General features: G+C 42.3%; 25 protein-coding genes and 1 pseudogene. 11 read left to right on the top strand and 15 right to left on the bottom strand.

The genetic code is table 11. The annotated features are described in order from the left end of the window. Nucleotides 1-321 precede the first annotated feature (321 nt). Nucleotides 322-774, top strand: coding sequence for a hypothetical protein (locus V7L01_RS32120; protein WP_335042185.1), 453 nt, complete (start codon nucleotides 322-324; stop codon nucleotides 772-774). Between the two features lie 8 nt (nucleotides 775-782). On the opposite strand, the gene V7L01_RS32115 is transcribed toward V7L01_RS32120, so the two are convergent. The 4 genes and pseudogenes from V7L01_RS32115 to V7L01_RS32100 all read right to left on the bottom strand — a co-directional run bounded on the left by V7L01_RS32115 (nucleotide 783) and on the right by V7L01_RS32100 (nucleotide 3,958). Beyond that, nucleotides 783-1,838 carry a M28 family peptidase gene (locus V7L01_RS32115; protein ID WP_335042183.1) on the bottom strand — a complete coding sequence of 352 codons (1,056 nt, stop codon included), beginning with the start codon at nucleotides 1,836-1,838 and terminating at the stop codon, nucleotides 783-785. Between the two features lie 179 nt (nucleotides 1,839-2,017). Beyond that, a pseudogene (locus V7L01_RS32110) lies at nucleotides 2,018-2,170 on the bottom strand (Fic family protein); the annotation flags it as partial. A 90-nt stretch (nucleotides 2,171-2,260) separates the two neighbouring features. Further along, on the bottom strand, nucleotides 2,261-3,553 hold the full coding sequence (locus V7L01_RS32105; RefSeq protein ID WP_335042180.1) for a hypothetical protein: 1,293 nt from the start codon (nucleotides 3,551-3,553) through the stop codon (nucleotides 2,261-2,263). Nucleotides 3,554-3,772: 219 nt separating this feature from the next. Next, nucleotides 3,773-3,958, bottom strand: a complete 186-nt coding sequence (locus tag V7L01_RS32100; RefSeq protein ID WP_335042177.1) for a hypothetical protein — start codon at nucleotides 3,956-3,958, stop codon at nucleotides 3,773-3,775. 23 nt (nucleotides 3,959-3,981) lie between these two features. Between V7L01_RS32100 and V7L01_RS32095 the strand changes: the two genes are divergently transcribed. After that, nucleotides 3,982-5,253, top strand: a complete 1,272-nt coding sequence (locus tag V7L01_RS32095) for an urease accessory protein UreH domain-containing protein (RefSeq protein WP_335042174.1) — start codon at nucleotides 3,982-3,984, stop codon at nucleotides 5,251-5,253. Then, nucleotides 5,228-5,923 carry a hypothetical protein gene (locus tag V7L01_RS32090; RefSeq protein WP_335042171.1) on the top strand — a complete coding sequence of 232 codons (696 nt, stop codon included), beginning with the start codon at nucleotides 5,228-5,230 and terminating at the stop codon, nucleotides 5,921-5,923. Before V7L01_RS32095 ends, V7L01_RS32090 begins: the two co-directional genes overlap by 26 nt. Before the next feature lie 145 nt (nucleotides 5,924-6,068). Here V7L01_RS32090 and galE read toward each other — a convergent pair whose 3' ends face one another. Further along, a complete protein-coding gene (gene galE / locus V7L01_RS32085; protein WP_335042168.1) occupies nucleotides 6,069-7,067 on the bottom strand; it encodes a UDP-glucose 4-epimerase GalE in 999 nt (332 codons plus the stop codon). A 269-nt stretch (nucleotides 7,068-7,336) separates the two neighbouring features. Further along, a complete protein-coding gene (locus V7L01_RS32080) occupies nucleotides 7,337-7,468 on the bottom strand; it encodes a hypothetical protein (protein ID WP_335042166.1) in 132 nt (43 codons plus the stop codon). Nucleotides 7,469-7,495: 27 nt separating this feature from the next. On the opposite strand from V7L01_RS32080, the gene V7L01_RS32075 reads away from it, so the two are divergent. The 5 genes from V7L01_RS32075 to V7L01_RS32055 all read left to right on the top strand — a co-directional run bounded on the left by V7L01_RS32075 (nucleotide 7,496) and on the right by V7L01_RS32055 (nucleotide 12,728). Continuing rightward, nucleotides 7,496-8,149 (top strand): hypothetical protein, encoded by a 654-nt coding sequence (locus V7L01_RS32075; RefSeq protein ID WP_335042164.1) that lies wholly within the window; start codon nucleotides 7,496-7,498, stop codon nucleotides 8,147-8,149. Nucleotides 8,150-8,620: 471 nt separating this feature from the next. Further along, nucleotides 8,621-10,372 carry an ABC transporter ATP-binding protein gene (locus V7L01_RS32070; protein WP_335042162.1) on the top strand — a complete coding sequence of 584 codons (1,752 nt, stop codon included), beginning with the start codon at nucleotides 8,621-8,623 and terminating at the stop codon, nucleotides 10,370-10,372. Nucleotides 10,373-10,823: 451 nt separating this feature from the next. Further along, nucleotides 10,824-11,498, top strand: a complete 675-nt coding sequence (locus V7L01_RS32065; RefSeq protein WP_335042160.1) for a HupE/UreJ family protein — start codon at nucleotides 10,824-10,826, stop codon at nucleotides 11,496-11,498. Between the two features lie 186 nt (nucleotides 11,499-11,684). After that, entirely contained in the window at nucleotides 11,685-12,269 is a 585-nt protein-coding gene (locus tag V7L01_RS32060; RefSeq protein ID WP_335042158.1) for a leucine zipper domain-containing protein, read from the top strand. Nucleotides 12,270-12,344: 75 nt separating this feature from the next. Continuing rightward, nucleotides 12,345-12,728 carry a DUF2358 domain-containing protein gene (locus tag V7L01_RS32055; RefSeq protein ID WP_335042156.1) on the top strand — a complete coding sequence of 128 codons (384 nt, stop codon included), beginning with the start codon at nucleotides 12,345-12,347 and terminating at the stop codon, nucleotides 12,726-12,728. A 309-nt stretch (nucleotides 12,729-13,037) separates the two neighbouring features. Here the strand turns inward: V7L01_RS32055 and V7L01_RS32050 are convergent, their stop codons facing one another. Beyond that, nucleotides 13,038-13,277 (bottom strand): hypothetical protein, encoded by a 240-nt coding sequence (locus V7L01_RS32050; protein WP_335042154.1) that lies wholly within the window; start codon nucleotides 13,275-13,277, stop codon nucleotides 13,038-13,040. 150 nt (nucleotides 13,278-13,427) lie between these two features. On the opposite strand from V7L01_RS32050, the gene V7L01_RS32045 reads away from it, so the two are divergent. Together V7L01_RS32045 and V7L01_RS32040 are read left to right on the top strand one after the other, a co-directional pair. Continuing rightward, nucleotides 13,428-13,823 carry a hypothetical protein gene (locus tag V7L01_RS32045; protein ID WP_335042151.1) on the top strand — a complete coding sequence of 132 codons (396 nt, stop codon included), beginning with the start codon at nucleotides 13,428-13,430 and terminating at the stop codon, nucleotides 13,821-13,823. 341 nt (nucleotides 13,824-14,164) lie between these two features. Continuing rightward, nucleotides 14,165-14,920, top strand: coding sequence for a hypothetical protein (locus V7L01_RS32040; RefSeq protein ID WP_335042149.1), 756 nt, complete (start codon nucleotides 14,165-14,167; stop codon nucleotides 14,918-14,920). 315 nt (nucleotides 14,921-15,235) lie between these two features. Here the strand turns inward: V7L01_RS32040 and V7L01_RS32035 are convergent, their stop codons facing one another. From V7L01_RS32035 to V7L01_RS32000, 8 genes are all read right to left on the bottom strand, one after another. Continuing rightward, on the bottom strand, nucleotides 15,236-16,507 hold the full coding sequence (locus V7L01_RS32035) for a ribulose bisphosphate carboxylase small subunit (RefSeq protein WP_335042147.1): 1,272 nt from the start codon (nucleotides 16,505-16,507) through the stop codon (nucleotides 15,236-15,238). 91 nt (nucleotides 16,508-16,598) lie between these two features. Beyond that, nucleotides 16,599-16,847, bottom strand: a complete 249-nt coding sequence (locus V7L01_RS32030) for a type II toxin-antitoxin system VapC family toxin (RefSeq protein ID WP_335042269.1) — start codon at nucleotides 16,845-16,847, stop codon at nucleotides 16,599-16,601. A gap of 134 nt (nucleotides 16,848-16,981) precedes the next feature. Further along, nucleotides 16,982-17,209, bottom strand: coding sequence for a type II toxin-antitoxin system Phd/YefM family antitoxin (locus tag V7L01_RS32025; protein WP_335042145.1), 228 nt, complete (start codon nucleotides 17,207-17,209; stop codon nucleotides 16,982-16,984). Beyond that, nucleotides 17,187-17,549, bottom strand: a complete 363-nt coding sequence (locus V7L01_RS32020) for a hypothetical protein (RefSeq protein ID WP_335042143.1) — start codon at nucleotides 17,547-17,549, stop codon at nucleotides 17,187-17,189. Before V7L01_RS32020 ends, V7L01_RS32025 begins: the two co-directional genes overlap by 23 nt. A gap of 64 nt (nucleotides 17,550-17,613) precedes the next feature. Beyond that, nucleotides 17,614-18,234 (bottom strand): GDSL-type esterase/lipase family protein, encoded by a 621-nt coding sequence (locus V7L01_RS32015; protein WP_335042142.1) that lies wholly within the window; start codon nucleotides 18,232-18,234, stop codon nucleotides 17,614-17,616. Nucleotides 18,235-18,401: 167 nt separating this feature from the next. Continuing rightward, on the bottom strand, nucleotides 18,402-18,740 hold the full coding sequence (locus tag V7L01_RS32010) for a ribulose bisphosphate carboxylase small subunit (protein ID WP_334972189.1): 339 nt from the start codon (nucleotides 18,738-18,740) through the stop codon (nucleotides 18,402-18,404). A 46-nt stretch (nucleotides 18,741-18,786) separates the two neighbouring features. Continuing rightward, entirely contained in the window at nucleotides 18,787-19,194 is a 408-nt protein-coding gene (gene rcbX, locus V7L01_RS32005) for a RuBisCO chaperone RbcX (protein WP_335042140.1), read from the bottom strand. A gap of 234 nt (nucleotides 19,195-19,428) precedes the next feature. Beyond that, entirely contained in the window at nucleotides 19,429-20,859 is a 1,431-nt protein-coding gene (locus V7L01_RS32000) for a form I ribulose bisphosphate carboxylase large subunit (protein WP_069072882.1), read from the bottom strand. An 802-nt stretch (nucleotides 20,860-21,661) separates the two neighbouring features. On the opposite strand from V7L01_RS32000, the gene V7L01_RS31995 reads away from it, so the two are divergent. Continuing rightward, a complete protein-coding gene (locus V7L01_RS31995; protein ID WP_335042138.1) occupies nucleotides 21,662-22,768 on the top strand; it encodes a ligand-binding sensor domain-containing protein in 1,107 nt (368 codons plus the stop codon). Nucleotides 22,769-22,871: the final 103 nt, after the last annotated feature.

The following is a 22,871-nucleotide window of genomic DNA, read 5'->3' as shown; positions in this document are numbered from 1 at the left end:
TCATTACAACTAAAAATTTGAGCATAAATCAGTGTTGACAGCCACAAAAGCCCGATCGTTTCTCAGCTAGGTTTAATACTGTAACAGAGCTACTAGAACAGGGTAAGCGATGCCTGCGACGGTAAACTACGCATCTACAATCTGCACTTTTTGTAGGCTGAATTCTTGATTGCAATTTTTTGGCAGAAAAGTTTAACCGACCGCTTAATTTTTTCTCTTTGCCCATTAGAACGTGTTGCAGGTGGATAGTCTTACTGCTGTAGCTGCACTAACATTACTCATCAAATTCTACCAGCCGCATCAACAATTTTTCTTGGCTTTATGCATCGCAGACTCCGCTATATTTTGATTTTGCTACTCTCCTTGAGTATTACTACACTGTGGTGGCCTGTGAATGATTCTGATTGCGATTTCGAGGCTTTTCTAGCATCAAAAACTCCAAAATTCCAAGTACATGCTACTAAGGTTATTGTTCAGCCGTGGCGTGGTCGTCACCATGTATATGGAATTTTCATGATTCCTGATGAATATAAACAAGCTCCATTTTTTGTGGTAACAGTCCAAGGTGCTGGCAGTTACTGTTCAAAACAATCTGGTCATAAAAAAAACTTTAATAATATCTTTGCTGAACCAGGAACTTTTCTGGTGAGGAAGTTTATTAGAACTCGCATAGCTCTGCGACTTATTCTTAAAGGTTTGTACTTCCAAATCGACGATCCAAATAATTGGACGTTGACTTTCCCTGAGCTAAAAGCTAGTCAACACAATTTATAATTCATAAGTTAGCTTGGTGGTTGAGTTTTCAAAACCTCGTTTTTTTCTAACAAAATAGTAGTAGTATTGACCACAATCTGTGCTGCTCCTGTGAAAAACGATCGCTCGATAGTCGCTGGAACATCGCTAGGTTGATGATAGTGGGGAGTACGTAAATTTGCAGTATCTGTCACCAGCACAGCACCCACACCCTGATACCAAAATGGTGCATGGTCGCTGCGTAGAGTGTCTGGTGTGAGTAAACCTTTAAAAGGAATTGGTAGTGTTAAGACTGATGGCAGATTTGATTCCTGTTTATTCAGGGCAGTTGAGGGAAGCGTCTGTGAGTTTTGAAAGGCATTCAGCAAAGGCAAATGTTCTATATCACCGACTACTACCAAAAAGTCGCCCTTGTCGCTAGGTGGAGTAACAGGCAATCCGGCAGGGTATTTCTGACACCCAGCAGTGTAACATGCATAACCTACCATATCCATAACGATCGCTCCGCCTAAGTTTTGCAAGCGTAGTGTCTTGCTAACGAAAGCCTGACTACCCAAAAGTCCTGCTTCCTCTTTGTCAAAAAAAGCTAGCTGTAACGTTCGTGGTGTGGGACGGGAACCAAGCAAGCGGGCTACTTCCAGTACTACGGCTACACCACTGGCATTATCATCAGCACCAGGGGATAAGGCAACAGTATCGTAATGCGCTGCTACAAGAATTGCTTTAGCTGCTTTGTTAGTTCCTGGACGTTCGGCAAAAATATTCACACCCTCAGAGAACTTTTCCAATTTGGGCTTCCAGCCTAACTTTCTCAGTTCAGTTGTGATATAAGTGCGAGTAAGCGATCGCTCTGTTGTTGTGTAGCGGTGAAAATTCAACTTTTGGATATGGGTTAATAGCCTGTCAGCAGACACTTGCGGGGCAATGTTAACTTCTTTTAACTTTGCCTGTGATTGGGGTGTTTCCACTGGAATGCGCTCAACAATTGCTGGTGACGAACGCTGTTCAAAAAACGTGCTACCTCTGCTACCCACCACAGCAACAGCCATCAGCACCAACAGCATCAGCCAAATCCATTTTTTCATGTAATTTATCCCTGCCTTCCAGACTTAGGGTAGCGCGAATCCCTAGGCATAACTTTCAAGCATTGCTAGGAAGGGTTTAATATTTTGGTTCCCTAAATTCTTAGATAAACCTGCAAAGTGACTTTGCAATCAGCTTAATTGTCTATTTGAATACAATTTTCTTTAATCCAATCCGCTATCTACTCAAGAGTCTCTTGCTCAGTTGAAAGTCTTTTTATCATTAATACAACTTCTTTTGCTGACACTTCTAAATAATATGCGTTCAATATAAGAAAGGTAGCCATCAAAACGAAAGCTACCCTTGTGTTACCATCTATAAATGCATGATTTTTTACAAATGCAAGTTTCTGACTTAATCGCCATAACTGCGCTCTTCTTCAATTCAATTACGCAATATTAAACCGCACATTGCGTTACATTTTCTAATTATATTCAACTGTTGCTAATAGTTCTGGTATATTTTGATTGGCAAGCCAAATTAAAAAACCTCTGTCTACCACATTTAATCGCCTATTTGTCTGATCGTAATCAATTATTATTGGTTTAATACCTTTTTTAACTTGAAGTGAAGATGTCGATTTTAAAGCTTGAGTTAAATTCCCCGGATTAAGATTTTTTCCTTGTGGATGACGCGATTGAAGTTCCTCACGTATTCGTGCATAAGTAAGTCCCTGCTGTAACTCCTTTAAACTTAGTGAAAGAATAGGGTAAAGAATCCATTTATACATTTCAAGTTGTGTATCTTGAAATCCTTCAGAAAATTGATTTATAAAAGACATATATCGCCCATTTTGCTGATTAACAACAGATTTGATTAGATGATGCACTAGCAACCTACCACCAATGGTACGGGATTGGCTTTGAGTTTCTTTTACTTGTTCTTGATCGCACGCTTGAGAACAAACTTCTTGAACTATATAAACACTCTCATATGATTCTTTTATAACAGTCGTTTTAAAATGTTCGGTAAAACTAATATTTAATAATTTAGCTCCCTCATCAATTACTTGCATTAATTCTCTAGAAGTCCATTTGTCAGCATCTATAGCAATTACACGTCCAGTCAAGTCGCCATTATGTACAATTAACCTATTCTCTTCTAACCAAACACCTATAATTATGAAACAAAACTTAGATGCTTCATGAAATGCTTTTAATACAACTGCAAAGTCTCTTTGAATATCTATATCAAGATAATGAAAATCTTCTAAAACAATATACTTTTGAAATTTGATCGCATTCAAGCAAGCAATAATATCATTTACATCGTCTGGATCAACATCAAAATTTTCTAATAAAGTCTCAGTAGTTTTTTGTTGTTCTGTGTCAGATGAAATTGTTCCTTTACTTCCAGCTAGTCCGAAGAAATTCACTATTCCTTCAAAAGAAGCTGCAACCTTTTGCTTCCCAGAAGCAGTTTGTTTAACAGATTGAGTAGTTTGGTAACCTGCTTTTTTCAGAATAGCAAGATGTATATCTGTTAATTTCCAATGATTAAGACATTGAATATTAATATATTCATCAGGTTTAAGGCAACTCTTTTTTAAAGATGTTTTTCCCTGCTTAGAGCTACCATATATAACAATATGTCTACTTCTGTCTAAATTTTCAATAAGTTTTTGATCAACTTCTTGCCTCTTTATATAGTTTAAAGGGAGGTCACGACTTATACCATAAACATCATTTGTTTTATACACTTTATTGTTAAATAACATATTTTTGTCCTCGTATTTAGTTGAAAATTATCTAGTTAAGATAGATTTGTGAATACTATTAAGATAGTAATCGACAGAATGGACAGGCATTTTTAAGTAGATACTATTTTACACATTAAAATTATACATGATTTTAAGTATAAGACTATGCGGTATATACTGTTAAATCTCAAGTTATTAGTTTAGGATTTACGCGCTTGTAGGGAGTTTTATGAGTGTTTACACCCAGGCTTTATTACTTTTTTCTTTTCCTAGAGTAAACATCAAGTTTGACGCTTTGTCTTTTGACAGCGATCGCAACTTCACGTAAAGTGCCGACACTAGAGGAGTGCTGAGTACTGAGTAGAGAAGAAAAGAATTTCTTATTACTTCTTCAAAATCTTTATTCTGCCACTCAGGACTCATGACTCAGAACTCAGGACTTTTTTATGGTAGATTTGTTGCTGATCTCAATCTTGGGGTTCCTGGGCAGTTTTGGACATTGCTTTGGGATGTGCGGCCCTTTAACAGTGGCGTTTTCCCTGTCTCATCAGCCAAAAAATCCACAAACAGCCTCGTTGGGACGAACATCAACCTTAGAAAAGTCCGACACTTGGCAACAGCAATTAAAATTTCATATCTTGCTAAACCTGGGGCGGATGTTGAGCTATGCTCTAGTCGGTGCTGGTATTGGGGCGCTGGGTTCGGTATTGCTGCAAGGTGGACAGCTAGCGGGCGTTGGCAGCGACTTCCGGCGCTGGATGGCAATTCTAACTGGTGTAATGCTGATTTGGTTTGGCTTAGGACAAGTAAAACCCGATTTGCTGCCGCGCATTCCCGTGTTACACCCATTATTGCAAGGTAGTTTACACGATCGCCTCAGCGCCGGAATGGTTAAGCTTTCCTTTAAAACCAAATGGTGGACACCAATGCTTTTGGGGATGACTTGGGGTTTAATGCCCTGTGGTTTCCTCTATGCTGCCCAAATTAAAGCTGCTGAAACTGGCAATTTATGGATGGGTGGGGCAATTATGCTGGCTTTTGGCTTTGGAACCCTGCCCACGATGCTAGGTGTAGGCGTTTCTACATCATTGGTAAGCAAAGACAGGCGCAGTCAGTTGTTTAGATTGGGCGGTTGGGTGACACTCACCATTGGCGTCATTACCTTGTTGCGGACTGGTGACACAATGGTAGATTACACCGGACACGCCGCGTTAATCTGCTTAATTTTGGCGTTAATTGCGCGTCCTATTAGTGGCTTGTGGGCATCACCACTGCGTTACCGCCGAGGCTTGGGAGTGGGATCTTTTGTGCTTTCTGTAGTTCACACCGCCCACATGATAGAACACTCATTGCAATGGAATTTTGCCGCCTTTTCTTTCCTGCCGCCAGAATTTCAGTGGGGTATGGCTGCGGGTGCTGTAGCATTGGTATTAATGTCCCCCGCCGCTTTTACGAGTTGGGAATCGTTGCAGAAATCTTTGGGCAAGCGTTGGCGACAGATTCATCTATTGGGTGTGCCAGCCTTGCTCTTAAGTGCCATTCATGCTGTGTTGATTGGTTCCCATTATCTGGGTTCCTTGCAATCAACTTGGGGAAATAAATTAGCGGCAGTACTGATGGTAATTGTTACCCTCGGTGTCTTGATAGTGCGCTCGCGCTTTTTTTGGTCAAAGTTAGCCGTAGAAAAGTTTTATGTCCCCCCAAGCAAATCGCGGTAAATCATCTTTGTTCTCTGGCTCTATCCCAACGAGTCAAAAACAGAGACGTTACCTCTTCAAAGGTATTTCCTGGCATCAAGGAACAATAAACTATTTGTTATTCCTGAGTTGCTTAGTTATATCAATAACTAATCTTTCTCCGGCATCTGCTCATAAAGTGGAAGTCGCTGGAGATGTCGGTGGCACGCTCCACGTTGAACCAAATGATAATCCCCGTGCTGGAGAACCAAGCCAAGCCTGGTTTGCCCTTACTCGCAGAGGTGGAAGGGTGATTCCTCTGTCACAGTGTAATTGTCAGTTAGCTGTTTATGCCGAACCCTACGCCGCAGGAGAACCACCCCTTCTAGAACCAGAGTTAAAACCTGTGGCAGCTGAACGCTATCAAGGCATCCCAGGAGCGGAAGTTGTCTTTCCCAAGCCAGGTATTTATGAGTTGCAACTAAATGGTAAACCAGTCTCTGGGGCAAGGTTCAAACCGTTTGAGTTCAAATTTGAAGTTACCGTGGCAGGCGGGTCTACAGAAAATACACAAAACCTGCGAAACGTCAATGGTGATTTAGTAGAAGGTGAATCTCAGAAATTACCACTTTGGGCGATCGCACTCCCAATCCTCGGATTTATCGGCATCTTAGTTGTCGTACTGCGAAGCATGAGAGACGGTAGGGAGTAGGGAGAGCAGGGGGAGCAGGGGAAGCAGGGGAAGAGAAATTGCTTAATAATAACTCTCTTTCCTCCCCTGCCTCCTCTGCCTCCTCTGCCTCCCCTGCCTCCCCTGCCTCCCCTGCCTCCTCTGCCCCCCTGCCCCCACTCCCTTCCTACTTATGTCGCTTTTGATGCCACTGCCACGCATGAGCGACAATATCTTTGATGAATGGATACTGAGGTTGCCAGCCTAAGATTGTTCTGGCTTTCTCGCTGGTGCCAATGAGAATTGGGGGATCGCCAGGACGGCGATCGCGTTCTTCGACTGGTATGGAAACTCCTGTCACCTGTTCGGCAGCTGCAATGACTTCTTTGACAGAGAAACCGCTGCCGTTACCTAAATTAAAAACTTCGCTATCGCCACCTTTTAATAAATATTCCAATCCCAAAATATGGGCATCTGCTAAGTCGTTAACATGAATATAATCGCGAATACAAGTACCATCGGGTGTGGGGTAATCGGTGCCGAAAATTGAGATGGATTCTCGTTTGCCTAAAGCTGTCATCAGCACCAAGGGAATCAAATGGGTTTCTGGGTTGTGATCCTCACCAAGTAAGCCATTGGGGTTAGCACCAGCAGCATTAAAATAGCGGAAACGCACTGATTGGAAACCGTAAGCAACATCAAAATCAGAGAGAATCCTCTCTACCATTAGCTTTGTAGCGCCATAGGGATTAATCGGATTTTGGGGATGGGTTTCTGGAATGGGCACGAATTCCGGTACGCCGTAGGTAGCACAGGTAGAAGAAAAGACAAATTTCTTTACAGATGCCGTCAGCATCGCTTCTAACAGGGTCAAAGTACCAAGAACATTATTGCGGTAGTATTTGGCCGGGTCAGTCACCGATTCACCTACGTAGGCATAGGCAGAAAAGTGCATCACAGCGGCAATATCGTGGGTTTTAAATAGCCGATCGAGCAAGGCGCGATCGCCTGTATCGCCTACTATCAGTTCTACCTGTAAAACGCTTTCTACCAGTTCGCGATGCCCATAGACCAGATTATCAAGTATGACAACGTTATAACCCGCTTGCTTCAAGGCAAGTACTGTATGGGAACCAATATATCCAGCCCCTCCCGTTACCAAAATAGTAGGCTTTCCAGGCGACATAGTTTTTCCTTTTGAGTGGATTACTCAATTAATTTAGTTTATCGGTGTCACATTACTCTTCTGGAAAATTATAAATAATCGACGCAGTGTCAAAAAATTGCACTAAAATCACTACGACGGTAGTCTTTGGGTGTGAGGTTTGAAGTATTTTAAGTCAAACAGTGCGATTACAATTTGACAATCAAATAAATCCATTTCCCGGAACCTCTGGGTTGACCCTTACGGGTGACGCTTCTAGCGTCGCTACAGCTAAGAAGTCGCTAGTTGTTTTATCCAGGGAAATCATGCACGGCAGTTCCTTCTGGGGAGCCACTGCGCTCGTTACCGGTAATTCTCCGGTTGAAGGGTGTGGCGTGGAAATCCCGAGCGAAACGGGCTGCCTCACCACCACACTGGCTCACCGAACCAGAAAATTTGAGAGTTAATCTATGTTTCTATTGTTAAGTCGAGTACTGCTGTGGCTGCTGATTGGCACTATCGTTTATTCTCTGTTCCAGCGGTTTTATCCCTCTGGAAGTTTTGTAGGGCGATTAATCCTAGTCGTCATCTTGATAATCGTAGCCCTATCATTTCTTAACCCCAGCGAACCAGCTGTGGCGTCGTTGTGGAGGATGCTATCTTTTCCACTCAGACCTCTAGGAGCCTCTGTTTTACTGATGATTTTTGCAGCTCAGAGAATCAAAGGGGGCGGAATAGACAAACCAGGAGGATACTTGGTAGGTTGGGCACTGACAATTTTGTTGTTGGCAAGTACACCAGCAGTTGCCTATTTCCTTTATAGAGCACCTCTAGCAATGACAGGTGGAACCTATGTAGCAACTGCTACACAAACATCTGGGACACTGGTGGCATTAGGGCAACCAACCACCACAGCAAGCATCTCAGATGTGACTGGGGATAGCATTCTTTCTTATAATTTGAGAGTGCCTCCCTATCTATTACAAGGAAATCCCCAAGATATCCGCACGCGCGGTTTACGACTTGAAGACTTTGTACCGAATTCCGAAACGTTGTTATTTACAACAAGAACTTGGGAAAGTTATCTCGTTGAAATTTACAGGTTCTTGCGTGTTCAGCGGTAATAAAGAAAAACTAAAAAGGTCGCAATGCCACGCTCTAGTACTGCGTTTCCCACAGGGTAGCGGTACTAGTAGCTGGATTAATTAAAGCTGTGATTGCCGCTAGAGCACCAAAAGTTTGAGTAGACATGGAGGAAGGGGTATAGGGTGTAGGGTGTGGGGTGTGGAGAAAACCAAGACAGACGCCTGGGGTAGGGTTTCAAACTACTTTGTAATACAAGAATGTTTTTGCCCACTATGGGCGAGACTTAAAACCTGATTTCGGTGCTAATTTCCCCATACCTGCAACCCTACACCCTACACCCCGCCCGGAAGGGGCATGGTTACCATTCGGTCAGCGAAAGGGAACGGCAATAACTATCCAGTTAAAAGAGGTAAAAAAAGCTTACTTAATCTAGAAGCGATATTCCCTCTACATAGCTGTCTGCTTGGGCTAGCGTTAATCTAGGATGATAAAGTTGCAAAATTGCTTTAATGGCAAAATATCGACGAATCGCTAAACTCGGTGCTTACCTAAAACCCCATTGGCGGGAGGCGTCCTTAGGGATTCTCGCTTTATTGGCTGTCAATGCACTGGGCGTTTATATTCCTTGGTTGATTCGCGCTGGTGTTGAGAAACTCTCGACAACCTTCAACTTTAACCAAATACTACGTGACGTAGTAATAATTGTATTGCTCAGTTCGGCGATGTGGCTAATGCGGATGGCATCCCGCATTTGGCTATTTGGGGTGGGGCGTCAGGTGGAATTTGACCTGAAACAACGGATTTTTGAACACTTACTCAAGCTGGAGCCGGCTTATTTTGCCAGTAATACTGCTGGCGATTTGATTAATCGAGCTACCAGTGACGTGGACAATATCAAGCGGTTATTGGGTTTTGCCGTTTTGAGTTTGGCAAATACGGTGTTTGCCTACGCCCTGACACTGCCAGTAATGCTGGCGATTAGTGTGGATCTCACAGTAGCCGCCCTGGCAGTGTATCCTTTTTTGCTCTTGTTAGTGAGTCTATTTAGCAATCGCTTACGCAAACAACAAGCAGCAGTCCAAGAGCGACTCTCTGACATTAGCGAACTTATCCAAGAGGATATCAGTGGCATTGCCTTGATTAAAATCTATGCTCAAGAAGCAAACGAGCGTCGAGCCTTCGCTAAGAAAAATCACCAGCTATTAACTGCTAACTTGGAATTGGCAAAACTCCGAAATACACTGTTTTCGTTAATTGGTGGGCTAGCTAATATCAGTTTACTGGTAATCTTCTGGCTAGGGACGGCGCGGATGTCTTCTGGTAGCCTGAAGGTTGGCGATTTTTTAGTACTGTTAATTTATGTAGAGCGTCTAGTTTTCCCCACTGCCCTTTTAGGATTCACAATTACTGCCTACCAACGGGGTGAAGTTAGTATCGATCGCCTTGAATCTATTCTCTCTGTCACACCGAAAATTCAAGACACACCCGATACCATACATATACCAGTGGCTGAACTTAAAGGGGAAGTGACAGCTAAAAATCTCACCTACACTTACCCTAGTTCTAAAACTCCAGCTTTAGAAAATGTTAACTTTACTATTGCTCCCGGAGAAACTGTGGCAATTGTTGGGGCAATTGGTTCGGGGAAATCCACTTTGGCCAATGCTTTGCCACGCTTGTTGGATATTGAACCAGGACAATTGTTTTTAGATGGGCTGGATATTACTAAGATAGCTTTGGCAGATTTACGAGGTGCGATCGCTTACGTTCCTCAAGATAGCTTTCTATTTAGCACTACAATCAAAAATAATATCCGCTATGGTGACCCAATTGGCGAACAAGAGCAGATAGAATCTGCCGCTAAACTTGCCCAAATTGAATCAGAAATTCACAATTTCCCCCAACAATACGAAACTATTGTTGGCGAACGCGGTATTACTCTTTCTGGCGGACAACGACAACGTACTGCCTTGGCTAGGGCGATGCTGGTTAATGCTCCAGTGTTAATTTTGGATGATGCCCTCTCTAGTGTGGATAATCAAACAGCCACGCAAATCCTCAAAAATCTATCTAATGGTACTGAACGCAAAACAGTAATTTTCATTACTCATCAATTATCAGCGGCGGCAGCTGCTGACCAAATTTTTGTAATGGAAAAGGGAAAAATTGTTCAGACAGGCAATCACTTAGAACTTTTACAACAACAAGGTTTATATAGAACTTTGTGGAGCCAACATCAAGTTGAGGAATTACTGCATTAAAGCTTTGACCTATAAGGATATTTTATTGCATGAAGGGGCGTACAGATGTGCGCCCCTTCTCTTTAGGAATTACAGTATGCTCGTTTTGTATTACCCCCCTTAATCCCCACGATATATTGGGGGAAACAGGAAATCTAGTTCCCTCCCCTTTATAAGGGGAGGGTTAGGGTGGGGTGCAATGACTGTGGAATCAAAACTAATTACTCGGACTTGATATGACATCTAATACGAATGGATATTCAGCGATCGCATGACTGCATTTTATTTCAGTAATATCCGCAAGCTTTGCTGATTCCATTTACACAAAGTCTGAGGCTAATTCGGAAAGTAATTTAGAAATACCAGAATAAAACGAAGATAAAGCTAGTGTAATCTCGCATCATTACCACGTTAGTTCTTTTGAGCATGTGGGTAGTATAAATTACCGAAAAAACTAATTTGACATATGGTAATGTTCAAAACTAAATTATCAGAATCCCGTGCTTGGGGAGAATTTTACACTTTGAAGTTAATGCATCGGCATATTGGGGCGATCGCAGCTTTAATTTTAATCAGCTTACTGAGTTCATTGAGTGGAACACCAGCCGATCGTGCCATCTCTAACGTGTGGGAAGGCTTTCTCTGGGGGCTAGCAGATCCAATCATTAGCTTGAATTGTTTAGTTGGTATTATTGCTATTGGCTTACTCTCATCTGTATTTGTTTGGGGCGCTGCGATCGCTGGATCTTTTGTCTTCGCAGCAGCCTTGGGGATTGTAATTCATATATTCCAGCTAAATTTCCCAGGCACAGAAATAGCGATCGCCATTTCTACCATCCTTTTTGGTACTATGCTGATGATGCCAAATCAACCAAACTTTTTGGTACTTGCTCTAACGAGCATCAGTGCTGGCTTATTTCAGGGTTACGCTAATGCTGAATCTATTATTGGGGCAGGAATGCTGCCACTAGTTGCCTATATACTAGGGATTACCTTAACTCTGTTTGCGGTTGTCATGAGTGCTAGAGAAATTGGTGTTGCAATGGGTATGGGAGAAATAAACCGAATTTTACCCTGGAAAATTAGCATTGCTGGCTTCGCTTTGTGTGCGATCGGCATTGTGTTTTTGAGCAACTCGATAATTTAAATAAAATATTTCAATTCAGTTGAATAGATTCATTTGTGGGGGCGTACACTAGTTGTAAGCCCCCACTGCCTATTTAAGGTAACTGAACTTTACCTCTGGAAGTTGTCCAGCAAACAGTACAGCATTTTAGTGAATAAGCCGATCCACCTCTGCGCTAATCTAGAGGCTATATCTAAATAAAAGCTTATGACACCTGAAGAAATTGCGGGTACGCTAACAGAATTATTTGACACAACAGCTATTAATGCGTTGGCGCAGCCCCTCGTAGACATCGCTCCTGGTTCGTGGCAAGTAGACACTTCTACTTTTCGGCTGTTGGTACTGCTTTCCGAAGATAAAACTTGGCTGCGAGTTTTACTGCCTATTCTGCCCATCCAACAAGCCCAACCATTTTTAGAACAGTTCCTAGAAAGCAACTTTGATGACACCCAGGAAGTACGTTACGCTTTGTATGAAGGGGTAATTTGGGGAGTATTTCAACATAACACTGGCACTTTAGTGAGTGCAGATTTGTCCAATGCAATCAACCGACTTGTATCTCTCCATCAGGCTGGATTAGATAATGTCTTTAATCGACTAATTGAAAGCCGCATCCGGCAAATTATTCAGGCAGCAAAACAGCAAGGACAATCTCTGCAAGCTACGATGCAAAGCTTAGAACGCTTTTATGCAGAAGGATTGATGGGCGAAATAAATCAGACCTCAGAAGCGCGAGAAGAAGTTCTAGCTACTTGGCGGCGTCAGTTAGAACGTTTATGGAATGAAGGTTAATTCCAATTTTTAATCGAGATTTATATCCGCGCCACGTTTACATATTAAAGCAATTTACAGATATATCTATTTATCATGAATATCATTGAAATTCTCAAAGAAGACTATCAAAGATTCCCAGTAAATCAAACTTACAGCATTTATGCTCCAGACGTTTATTTTCAAGACCCGCTAAATAAATTTCGTGGCGTTAAACGTTACAAAGCAATGATTAAATTTATCCAAACTTGGTTTTTAGCTCCCAAGATGGATTTACATAATATTCAACGTTTAGGAGACACAATAAAAACTGAGTGGACGCTCAGTTGGAATACTCCTCTCCCCTGGAAGCCACGAATCTCTATTCCTGGTTGGAGTGAATTAGGTCTTAACTCTGATGGTTTGATTGTGTCCCATGTCGATTATTGGAATTGTTCGCGCTTAGACGTGGTAAAGCAGCATTTTGGGGCTTCCAACTAAAAAATATCCCATCCCTGCGGGACGCTACGCGTAGCTTGCTTCCCCAAAGGGGTACCCATTTTGGGCAGAGGGCAGGGGGCAGGGAGCAGGGAGCAGGAAGTTAAGAAAAATTGTAGGTTGGGTGGAGGCTTTGCGTAACCTAACATCCTGATATATGTTGGGTTGCGCTGCGCTCCACCCAACCTACACAGTTTAAGGTTTTTGGCGCTAACTGAATTGTATTGCCCTATAGGGGCGCATAATGACAAGCCCGGAGTTTCGGAGTCTCCGGCTTTGCGCTACGCGTCTACGCACCTCCATGAGAAGCCATTATGATGAATAATCGCGATACTCATCATCAACATCGCGATATCCATCATCAACATCGCGATATTCACCATCAACATCGTGATATCCATCATCAACATCGCGATATCCATCATCAACATCGTGATATTCACCATCAACATCGCGATGTTCATCATCAACATCACGATATTCATCATCAACATCGCGATGTTCATCATCAACATCACAATATTCATCATCAACATTAAAGCAATCGTCCAAAAAATCAGGTGTTATATCTGAATTAAGAGAAATTACCCAGATTTATGTATTAGTTTTTTAAGAAATAAAATTATTCACGAAATTTACTGAACCAGAAAACAGCTTCACTAAGTCAAACTAACCCTAGAACCCTGTTCAACGAATATATCTATGTCCCGCCCAAAACGTACATCCCGTGTTCTAGAAAAAGCTGAATTGAGATCCGCTGGACTGAAAGCAATTGATTCAAAAATGGATTTTGGTGATAATTGCAATTTACAAAATCTGACTCAATCAATTGAAGAGTTACGCACTATGCTGGACGCTTATAACATTGCTCTAGCTATGATTGACTCTTCCAAAACTAAAATTGATGAGATGGAAAAAACCTTGAGCAATCTTACAGATAAGATGGTGAGGGGCGTTGCTTTTAAGTATGGCAAAGACAGCAGTGAATATGAGATGGCGGGTGGTATTCGTGATAGCGAACGTGTCCGCAAAAGCAGATTAAGCCGCCTGAAAGCTAGTGCAGGAGAAGTATTAAATCAGAATGCTAAAACCGTCTAGAACAGCACGGCAGTAGGTATAAAGCAGAGGTTAATAAAGTTTTTAACAATAAACATGGAGAATGAACAAACGCTACTTGTCCATTAATACCATTTATTGTTGACTAGTACGATTGCAATTTCTTCTATTCAACAATGCTCTTCTATAAGTAAGGGTTATATACAGTTAGTATCATGCAATCTCATGCATATTATATTATGCATTTTCTAACTTAGTCTTACTTTTCATAATGTTGAAAATACTGCAATCACGGGTTTTCAAGGAATTTGCTTGTTTAAACTCTGATTAGAGTTTATAGTGATACGGTGTTTTCCCTAACAGTTTCTCGGCAGGTTTCTACCATGAATAATTATTCTCCCAAATTGCAAAAATTTTGGGCAAATTTCTCTTTGTCTGTAATATTACTAGCTGATTTAGTAATCGCCCAAAAAGCTCCTCCAGCGTTTGCCCAAACTGTAAATTCATCTATCGGTAATGCTGTGACGTTCAGTTGCAATGATAGTGAAGCGACAATCAAAGCTAAAAATGGGCCCAAAGTAAGTAGTGGGAATATAACCATTTACATTGGTTATGAGCAAGCTTCATCTAATAACAAAAACCCTGTGACTGCCCTTTTTAATAATGGGATCAAAACATGGTGTCGTAATGATTACGAAACCACAAATGATGATGGTACGGGTTATGGATTATTTTGGGATGGGGCAAATGTTTTATATGGCGTTTACTCTGCCACTGGTAGTCAGACTGGTAACGATTTTCGCCGCTTTGCAACTGGGCGCTGGTTGTCTAGCTATGGTAGCGGAGGCGGGCCAAAAGTCGCAATCATAGCTCGCATTAACCCAGCCAACGGTCAGGTTGACTATGCCACATTTTTATCTGCTAAAAAAGCAGATAATGGGCAAACTAACTCTTTAGTTGTCCAAAACCTCTCATGGAATGGCACAAATTTGACTGTGCAAGCAAAGTCATGGTGGACTCCCCGTCGCGCTAATACAAATTCCATGACTTGCTCTGGTTCATCACCTTATCAATACACAGCAGTATTCACTGGTGATTTAGCTACAGTTAACTCGGCTTCAGCAGTTACTTGTAGTTAAAAAGTTAAGATTCAGCTATCAAACCCCTTTGCGGAGTCATTAGTTATTAGTTAACGTGAGTTTGACAAGCCTATTTGACCTCTCCCCCAGCCCCTCTCCGACACGGAGAGGGGAGCAAAAAGCTGAATTTTTCGTTGCTCCTCCCTTTCCGTTTCGGAGAGGGAGGCTGGGAGGGAGAGGTTCGTCGAACTCACGCTTAGTTATCAGTTATTAGTCCAACAAAAATACCACGCCCGCCAAGAACGTGGTTTGAATTAGTCCATAGTCATTAGTTTTCCCCCCACTTCCTTTTGACTAATGACTAATGACTAATGACTAATTTTTCCCATTCGGACGCTGAATAATCGTCTCTAAAACCCGACGTTTAGCTTTTGTATCAATACCTACTAAGCGCACGTACTCACCGCTATATTCTGACAAAGTTGCCTCTAAATTTGAGATTGCATCAGACTCTGCATCGATGTGACTATGAACACAAGTTTGCCAAGAACCTGTGCGAAAACGGCGCTCATCTACGTGTTCAATACTAATTTTGTAACCTTGAGCCAATAATTGCCGAATCTGTTCTTGTGTCTCTAAAGTCAAATGTGCACTTGATGCTTGCTGTTTCTGGAATTGATTAGTTTTTACTTCTTGGGTTGCGCCATTTGACGGCTGACTAATAGGTGTTACAACAGCAGGTGGTGCTGATTGAGAATTTCTACCTCGATTGAGTCGATTGTAATCATCAACCAAATGGGAATTTTCCACCCGTTTTTGTTCGCCAACTAGGAAGTTACCGGACTCGATTAAGTGAGACAGCCGGAAATCTGGTTTTTTAAACTCTGGTGGGCCTTTAACGCTGTTAACCACACTCAAGGATACCTGCTCAAAACCTACTTTATGAATGTAGTTGCGGATTTGTTCGTCGTAAATGCGCGATCGCAAAGCGCTAAAAAAGTCAATAGACTGATTGACAAAAGTATCAACTAGCTGTTCAACTTGCTTCTGTGACAGTCCATCCGATTCAAAAATCCCTTTGACAATCCCCACCTTGTCGTCTCTGTCTGGTTCCCAGTAGAATTTCTCCATCCGTCCATCCCGAATTAACGGTGCATAGAGAGTGGAAAAATCATTACCTGTGACGATAATCGGTACGCGATGTAAAGGTGTGGAATCATAGCTTCCAGGCAGCTGCACATCTGTGGGATTATCAGCAATATTCATCAGTGTGGCATTCACCAACTGCGTATTTACAGTATATTGAGTGCCTTCATCAAAGCGTCCAGCCCCCGCATCTAAATCGTTAATCATCAGTACACACATTTTGCCGCGTACTTTGATCAGTTCTGCTGTTTCCCGATAGCGCAACCGAATCAACCGCGCTGGATCTCCTGCATCTGGACTTTCCAATTCGCCGCCAGAAATGTTAGTTACTTCGATACCCATTTTCTCGAAGACTAATTGACATTGAAATGTTTTGCCTTCCCCTTTGCGTCCGTGAATACCTAAAATCACCGGGACTCTTACTCCAGGAAGCTTTAGAAAGTTTTTAGTGATGTGGACAGCCAGTTTGTCCAAAAAGCGGGGAGCGATGTAGTAACCCATAAAATTATCTTTGCCTAGCACTGCCTAAAGTAATGTTAAGTTTTTTTGGTTATAACTGTTTATTTATCTTTTGGTAGAAAAGCAACGCTACCTACCACACACGTCTTATTGGATATGCATCAAAAATTTTATCGGCACTCAGTAAAGGTATATTTTCCACTATCGATTGTGCAATTATAATTCGGTCGAATGGGTCACGGTGATGTAAGGGTAGTGCGGCAACAACAGTAACGTGGCTAATTTTGATATCGAGTAACTTAAAATCGTTCAGATTGAGTTGCTGTGTGATAAATATCTCAAATGGCTGATTGAAATTAAGCTTTCCTAAATTCTGCTTAATAGCTATTTCTCATAGACTAGCGATACTTAGCAAAATCTCATTATTCTCATCATTGATGAACTCTAGTACTTGATTACTAAGTCTTGAATTGTCAGTCACATACCAAATAAAAGTATGTGTATCCAACAGTAATATCATTCCATATATTCCTTAAAATCTTCCAGTGGTTCATCAAAGTCATCAGATATTGTAATTAAACCCTTTGCGCTTCCAGGTTGGCGGGGGCGTTTAACTGGCGACACAGGAGTTAACTTCACAACAGGTTGATTATCTTTGATGATGATAATTTCCTCACCACTGAGTGCTGCTTCAATTAAGTCGGGTAAATTTTTGGATGCTTCAGTTAGAGGAATATGCTGCATATATTTTTTTTCCGATAATTTCAAAACTGGGAATTGCTTGCTTATCGACATCAATGTAAAATTCTTTCAACCCTCGCTTAGTTGGTTGCCAACCTTGCTCCAAAGCTAGCAAGATAACTGAACGTACTACAGAAGGAATAATCAAAGGATTAACCATCATCAATCGATAAGGAAATGTCGTAGCCATCAATCGATAAGGAAATGTCGTAGCCAGTCGTTGTCCTGTCTGGGGTTCACGTACAACAATCAACTTTATGTAACCGCTATCGAATCTAACAGTCCAACGGTAGGTTATATTATTCACCGTAATCGGGCTTGTTCCCTTTTTTGGCCATGCCATGCAACTTTTTACCCTTTTTTTATAGGATAACTTAGGGCGATCGCTATTTGCCCATTGCTAAACTTTAGGGAAACCAATTTAACCAAGCATCCCAATTTTCCACAATTTTGGCAAATTCTGCATAACCTCCTGCTCTAGGATGAGCGCCATCATTAGCTTTTGCTTCATCTATCCAGATACTTGATTTTTCTAATATTGGGAAAACATCTAAATATGGAATATTTAATTCATTACAAATTAAAGCAAACTGTTTAGATAAATCAATATTTCTGTTTCTTCTTTGACTATCTTCTTGTTCTGCGTATGGTGCTGGGCCAACCATTAAAATAGGGTATAACCTTTGAGCTTTACTTAAAATTTCATAGGCATTTTTGATGGAATCTGCCAAATCCACGCGAGTTTTACCATTTTCTAATGTTGTGTCATTCAATCCAAAAGAAAACACAACTCTGCCATCATATTCTTTGGGTAATCGCAGTGAAAGTTCCTGTAACCAACGTTTTGCTATATCAGTACTCGAATTACGCCTAATTCCTAAATTATAGTAAGTAATTTCATAACCTTTTTTATTAGCATTAGCACATACTCTCCCAGTCCAGCCAAGACATTCTTGGTCGCCAGTGCCGTTAACGAAGGAGTCACCAACAAAACAAATTCTTATTTCAGGTAGCTGCTGTAATTCCATTTATTATCTTCTTAAAAAACGCAGAGGAAAATGCAAAGTGACGCGGAGTTATTCTCTGCGTTTTCCTCTACCTCCCTATGCGTTTCAAAACAAATCTAGTAAATAGGAGAGGCAGATAATTCTACCTCTCCTATGGGGATAAACCAATTACTTAAAGCTTGCTAAATTTAGTATTTGTTGGCTTTGTTAGGTTTGTGAACAAGAAAGCTGAGAATTTGGCACTGCTTGATGTTGTCAAAACCCACAACACGGATATAGCTGGTGTTGAATTGAGAACGGCATCCTTGAACTTCGCTCAATACTTCTTGAGTAGATTTAGCACCGAACAAAGGTAGCTTCCACATTGTCCAATATAATTCTGTTGGCTCAGAAGTTTCGTTGAACTCGATCGCTGGAATGTAACCTTGATTCAAAATGTACTGAATCTGCTTGGCAATTTGAGCGTCAGTCAGGGGTGGCAGATAAGAAAGGGTTTCGTAACGACGCTCTTTTGGTAAAGTTTGCATAGCTTTTGATAATGGGTTGCGATTTTTTACTACTAGGTTGACCGAACTAATTGGATGAGTTATCCAAATTCGGATCTGAAGTTGCTTGCTGTTCTGGTTGGAGACTGGGGTTAGATGCGTCTATTCGTGTGATGCGTTCTAAATGCTGGCGACGCTGTTCCATGTTGGCTTGCTGAATGCCAGTGGTAACCATTTCCGGTAAAAATTCTGCAATTTCTTCCGCAATGTGTTCTCTGACAGTCATGATTCGCAAAGCCAATTCTGGTTTTTCTCGCAACAGTTGCTCAATAAATGACTCACCATTTTGAATTTTGCCAGACGAAAAGTTATGCAACCAAAGTTCTAATGGCGGATTAGTTTCGCCTAGCTGTGCCAATACTGTCCTTAGAGCCTGATAAGTCAGATAGCTTTGGAGAGTTTTGGCTGTGTCCTTCGCAATTTGCTTAAGATTCATGCTTGACCCCAGCCCTGAAGAGTTATGAGTTATGAGTTATGAGTTATGAATTAATGCAAATCCTAACTCTTGTACAGACGCGATTCATGAGCCAGCGCGTTGCGGTGAGGGGGTCGCAGTCTTGGCGGTTCCCGTCGATTGCGAACCCCCGAACCCGAAGGGGGGTTCCCCCCGTTGTAGCGACTGGCGTCGCGTCTCTACTTCTAACTCTTAACTCTTAACCGTTAACTCAGATCAGACGGTATCCATTGCTTCAAACTCGAACTTGATTTCTTTCCACAGTTCGCAAGCAACAGCTAGTTCAGGAGACCACTTGGCAGCTTCGCGGATGATATCGTTACCTTCACGAGCCAAGTTGCGGCCTTCGTTACGAGCTTGAACAACGGCTTCCAAGGCAACGCGGTTAGCGGTTGCACCAGGAGCGTTACCCCAAGGGTGACCCAAAGTACCACCACCGAATTGTAGTACGGAGTCATCACCAAAGATTTCTACCAACGCGGGCATGTGCCATACGTGGATACCACCAGAAGCAACTGCCATTACACCAGGTAGAGAAGCCCAGTCTTGGGTAAAGTAAATACCACGAGACTTGTCTTGCTCAATGTAGTTTTCACGCAACAGGTCAACGAAGCCCATTGTGATGCCGCGCTCACCTTCCAACTTACCAACTACTGTACCAGTGTGGATGTGGTCGCCACCAGATAAACGTAGGGCTTTAGCCAATACACGGAAGTGGATACCGTGGTTCTTTTGACGGTCAATTACAGCGTGCATCGCCCGGTGAATGTGCAGCAAGATACCGTTATCGCGGCACCAACGAGCCAATGTGGTGTTGGCGGTGAAACCTGCGGTGAGGTAGTCATGCATGATGATGGGCATTTTGAGTTCTTTAGCGTACTCAGCCCGCTTCAGCATTTCTTCACAGGTAGGAGCGGTGACGTTTAGGTAGTGACCTTTAATTTCACCGGTTTCTGCTTGAGCTTTGTTGATAGCTTCAGCTACGAACAAGAAGCGATCGCGCCATCTTTGGAATGGTGCGGAGTTGATGTTTTCGTCGTCTTTGGTGAAGTCCAAACCACCGCGTAAGCACTCGTATACAGCGCGTCCGTAGTTCTTAGCGGAAAGACCCAATTTGGGCTTAATTGTACAACCCAGCAAAGGACGACCGTATTTGTTTAACTTGTCGCGCTCAACTTGGATACCGTGAGGAGGCCCTTGGAAGGTCTTGATGTAAGCTACTGGAAAGCGAATATCTTCTAGACGCAGTGCCCGCAGAGCTTTGAAACCAAATACGTTACCTACAATTGAGGTTAAAACGTTGGTTACAGAACCTTCTTCAAACAAGTCCAAAGGATAGGCAACGTAGCAAATGTACTGGTTGTCTTCACCGGGAACTGGTTCGATATCGTAGCAACGACCTTTGTAGCGATCGAGGTCGGTGAGCAAGTCTGTCCACACAGTTGTCCAAGTACCTGTGGAAGACTCAGCCGCTACAGCCGCACCTGCTTCTTCGGGAGGAACACCAGGCTGGGGTGTCATGCGGAACGCAGCTAGAAGATCGGTATCTTTTGGTGTGTAATCGGGTGTGTAATAAGTAAGTCTGTAATCTTTAACCCCGGCTTGATACCCAGACTTGCTCTGAGTCTTCGTTTGAGCGTAAGACATATTTTATCCTTCCCTGAAATCACTCTTGTTAATTATCAAATCACGTTTTGTGCAACTTCCCCTTACCCCATTTTTTCCCCCTTCATTGGGGAAAAGAACGGGAAAAATTTTTGTTAAGGGTTGTTTTTGGCAAAGGGTAGCAGTCTTTTTGCGGCTGACACTTTGGTAGCGGTGGTAGCCCTCCTCACCAGTGTTATCCCCTTCTAGGGGTACACGACCTAGCGCTTCTACTGTTCCCTCTTCCTACGAATCAAAATTCTTTTTTACCTCTTCTTCGCACCTAACTAAACCTTCTCAATTTCACCAAAACTTCCGCTTTTTGCAGATAGTATTTAGATAATTTCCCTACAAATCGGGGTATTCAGGGGATTGGGCTGGCTGGCACACATTCCCGCCTTTACACTCCTTCTATCTCCTCCGTTGATGGAAAAGATACCAGAAAAGAATTTACTTGACAGAAATTTAGCACAGTCGTGAGCGTAAAGATAAAAAATTGCACACCACGTAATTTGTAACTTATTCCACAATATATCAAGAATTCGATAAGTTATTCTTTGAAAGTTTTTAACTTATATATTTAATTTTGTTATTACATAAAAATTTAACATTTTATTACAGATGCTTTACAACGTGTCATCAATGGTATCTAAACATTGGGCAATAGGGACTGGGTATTGGGTAATGAGAAAGTAAGTATTCCTAAATATTTATTTTCTATTCCCCAGTCCCCAATCCCCAATGTTTAAAAAATCTCAGCTAGGGGAACACTGAGATTAACCCAAAGCCAGTTTAGGTAACGGCTATGGGTAGTGTCTCCAAAGGAAATGTCACCGTGGTATTGTTTTGCAAGCGTACTAGTTTATTGACTACTTCTATCTTGCTGGGGTTGATAGCTTTGCCAAGTATAGGATGGGCACAAAAAACCCCTGATATTAATTCATCTGAGCTAACCCCTGCTTACCCGCCTTCTGCACCGCCACCGCGCGTAGAATCCTTACCCGATGAGCGGGGAGTCCAAGAAAATTCGCCAGAAACTGATTATCGTGTTGGTAACTTACTCGGAGATGTTACAGGCAATCTTTGGGTAGGTTCTTGGCGGGGACTATCGCGGATCGATCCTAAAACCGGCAAGATTATTTCTCGTGTTAGGTTACCGAATATTGCCATTGGTGCTTTAGCCCAAGACAAAGTAGGACGCTTGTGGGTGGGAAGTTATGAGGGACTAAGCCGGGTAGACCCCCGCACTAATGAAATCACCGCGCAGAATTTATTTTTACCTTCTAAACGCGTGTTGTCATTGTTACTTGACAAACGGGGTTATTTGTGGACTGGAACCGATAGTGGTTTAGCCCTAATTAGTCCCGACCAAGGCTTAATTATGACAACATTAAAAAATCTGCCTGGTGTTAGTGCCAACGCCCTGACTTTAGATGCTGAAGGTCAACTGTGGGTTGGTACTCTTGATGGATTAGTGCGGGTAAATACTTCTAGTGCAACGATAATGAAGCGGATTGCCGATTTACCTGGGACAACCGTACAAGCCTTAGCTATTAGTCCAGAAGGATTAATTTGGGCGGGGATGCCAAATAATTTGCTAGTTATTAACCCAAAAACTGGTGCAGTACTGCGGTCTGTGACTCGCCTGCGCGGGCGTGATGTGAGTGCAGTACGTTTTGCGAAAGATGGTAGTGTCTGGGTCGGGACTAATAATGGTTTGTTACGATTAAATCCAAATACAGGAGCTGTGTTAGATGCAGAAGTTGCTGGACTTCCTTCTAGTCGGGTTCTTGCCCTTGCACCTGACATCGCCAATAAATTATGGATCGGCACTAGTGAAGGTCTAGCTTGGTTAATGCCCAAAACGAGTAGTGCAAAACCCCATATTGCTTTCAGTCGCGCTGTTAAGTAGGGATTAGGGGACAGGTTAAAGGGTACAGGGGACTGAATTCTTTCTAATAGCCTATCACCTATGACTTATCCCCTATCACCTATCCCCTATCCCCTATCCCCTA

Origin of the sequence: Nostoc sp., assembly GCF_036917095.1 — a bacterium.
Lineage (GTDB): Bacteria > Cyanobacteriota > Cyanobacteriia > Cyanobacteriales > Nostocaceae > Nostoc.
Note: the sequence above shows the minus strand (reverse complement) of the source record. Positions and strands in the feature narration are given on the sequence as shown.

Bases quoted from the DNA above. Each gene is read 5' to 3' on its own strand.
- V7L01_RS32020 (WP_335042143.1), bottom strand. From the start codon at position 17,549: ATGGCATGGCCAAAAAAGGGAACAAGCCCGATTACGGTGAATAATATA.
- V7L01_RS32025 (WP_335042145.1), bottom strand. From the start codon at position 17,209: ATGCAGCATATTCCTCTAACTGAAGCATCCAAAAATTTACCCGACTTA.
- V7L01_RS32070 (WP_335042162.1), top strand. From the start codon at position 8,621: ATGGCAAAATATCGACGAATCGCTAAACTCGGTGCTTACCTAAAACCC.
- V7L01_RS32000 (WP_069072882.1), bottom strand. From the start codon at position 20,859: ATGTCTTACGCTCAAACGAAGACTCAGAGCAAGTCTGGGTATCAAGCC.
- V7L01_RS32045 (WP_335042151.1), top strand. From the start codon at position 13,428: ATGTCCCGCCCAAAACGTACATCCCGTGTTCTAGAAAAAGCTGAATTG.
- V7L01_RS32090 (WP_335042171.1), top strand. From the start codon at position 5,228: ATGTCCCCCCAAGCAAATCGCGGTAAATCATCTTTGTTCTCTGGCTCT.
- V7L01_RS32065 (WP_335042160.1), top strand. From the start codon at position 10,824: ATGTTCAAAACTAAATTATCAGAATCCCGTGCTTGGGGAGAATTTTAC.
- V7L01_RS32120 (WP_335042185.1), top strand. From the start codon at position 322: ATGCATCGCAGACTCCGCTATATTTTGATTTTGCTACTCTCCTTGAGT.
- V7L01_RS32100 (WP_335042177.1), bottom strand. From the start codon at position 3,958: ATGAGTCCTGAGTGGCAGAATAAAGATTTTGAAGAAGTAATAAGAAAT.
- V7L01_RS32010 (WP_334972189.1), bottom strand. From the start codon at position 18,740: ATGCAAACTTTACCAAAAGAGCGTCGTTACGAAACCCTTTCTTATCTG.
- V7L01_RS32075 (WP_335042164.1), top strand. From the start codon at position 7,496: ATGTTTCTATTGTTAAGTCGAGTACTGCTGTGGCTGCTGATTGGCACT.
- V7L01_RS32105 (WP_335042180.1), bottom strand. From the start codon at position 3,553: ATGTTATTTAACAATAAAGTGTATAAAACAAATGATGTTTATGGTATA.
- V7L01_RS32115 (WP_335042183.1), bottom strand. From the start codon at position 1,838: ATGAAAAAATGGATTTGGCTGATGCTGTTGGTGCTGATGGCTGTTGCT.
- V7L01_RS32040 (WP_335042149.1), top strand. From the start codon at position 14,165: ATGAATAATTATTCTCCCAAATTGCAAAAATTTTGGGCAAATTTCTCT.
- galE (WP_335042168.1), bottom strand. From the start codon at position 7,067: ATGTCGCCTGGAAAGCCTACTATTTTGGTAACGGGAGGGGCTGGATAT.
- V7L01_RS31995 (WP_335042138.1), top strand. From the start codon at position 21,662: ATGGGTAGTGTCTCCAAAGGAAATGTCACCGTGGTATTGTTTTGCAAG.
- V7L01_RS32035 (WP_335042147.1), bottom strand. From the start codon at position 16,507: ATGGGTTACTACATCGCTCCCCGCTTTTTGGACAAACTGGCTGTCCAC.
- V7L01_RS32060 (WP_335042158.1), top strand. From the start codon at position 11,685: ATGACACCTGAAGAAATTGCGGGTACGCTAACAGAATTATTTGACACA.
- V7L01_RS32055 (WP_335042156.1), top strand. From the start codon at position 12,345: ATGAATATCATTGAAATTCTCAAAGAAGACTATCAAAGATTCCCAGTA.
- V7L01_RS32015 (WP_335042142.1), bottom strand. From the start codon at position 18,234: ATGGAATTACAGCAGCTACCTGAAATAAGAATTTGTTTTGTTGGTGAC.
- rcbX (WP_335042140.1), bottom strand. From the start codon at position 19,194: ATGAATCTTAAGCAAATTGCGAAGGACACAGCCAAAACTCTCCAAAGC.
- V7L01_RS32095 (WP_335042174.1), top strand. From the start codon at position 3,982: ATGGTAGATTTGTTGCTGATCTCAATCTTGGGGTTCCTGGGCAGTTTT.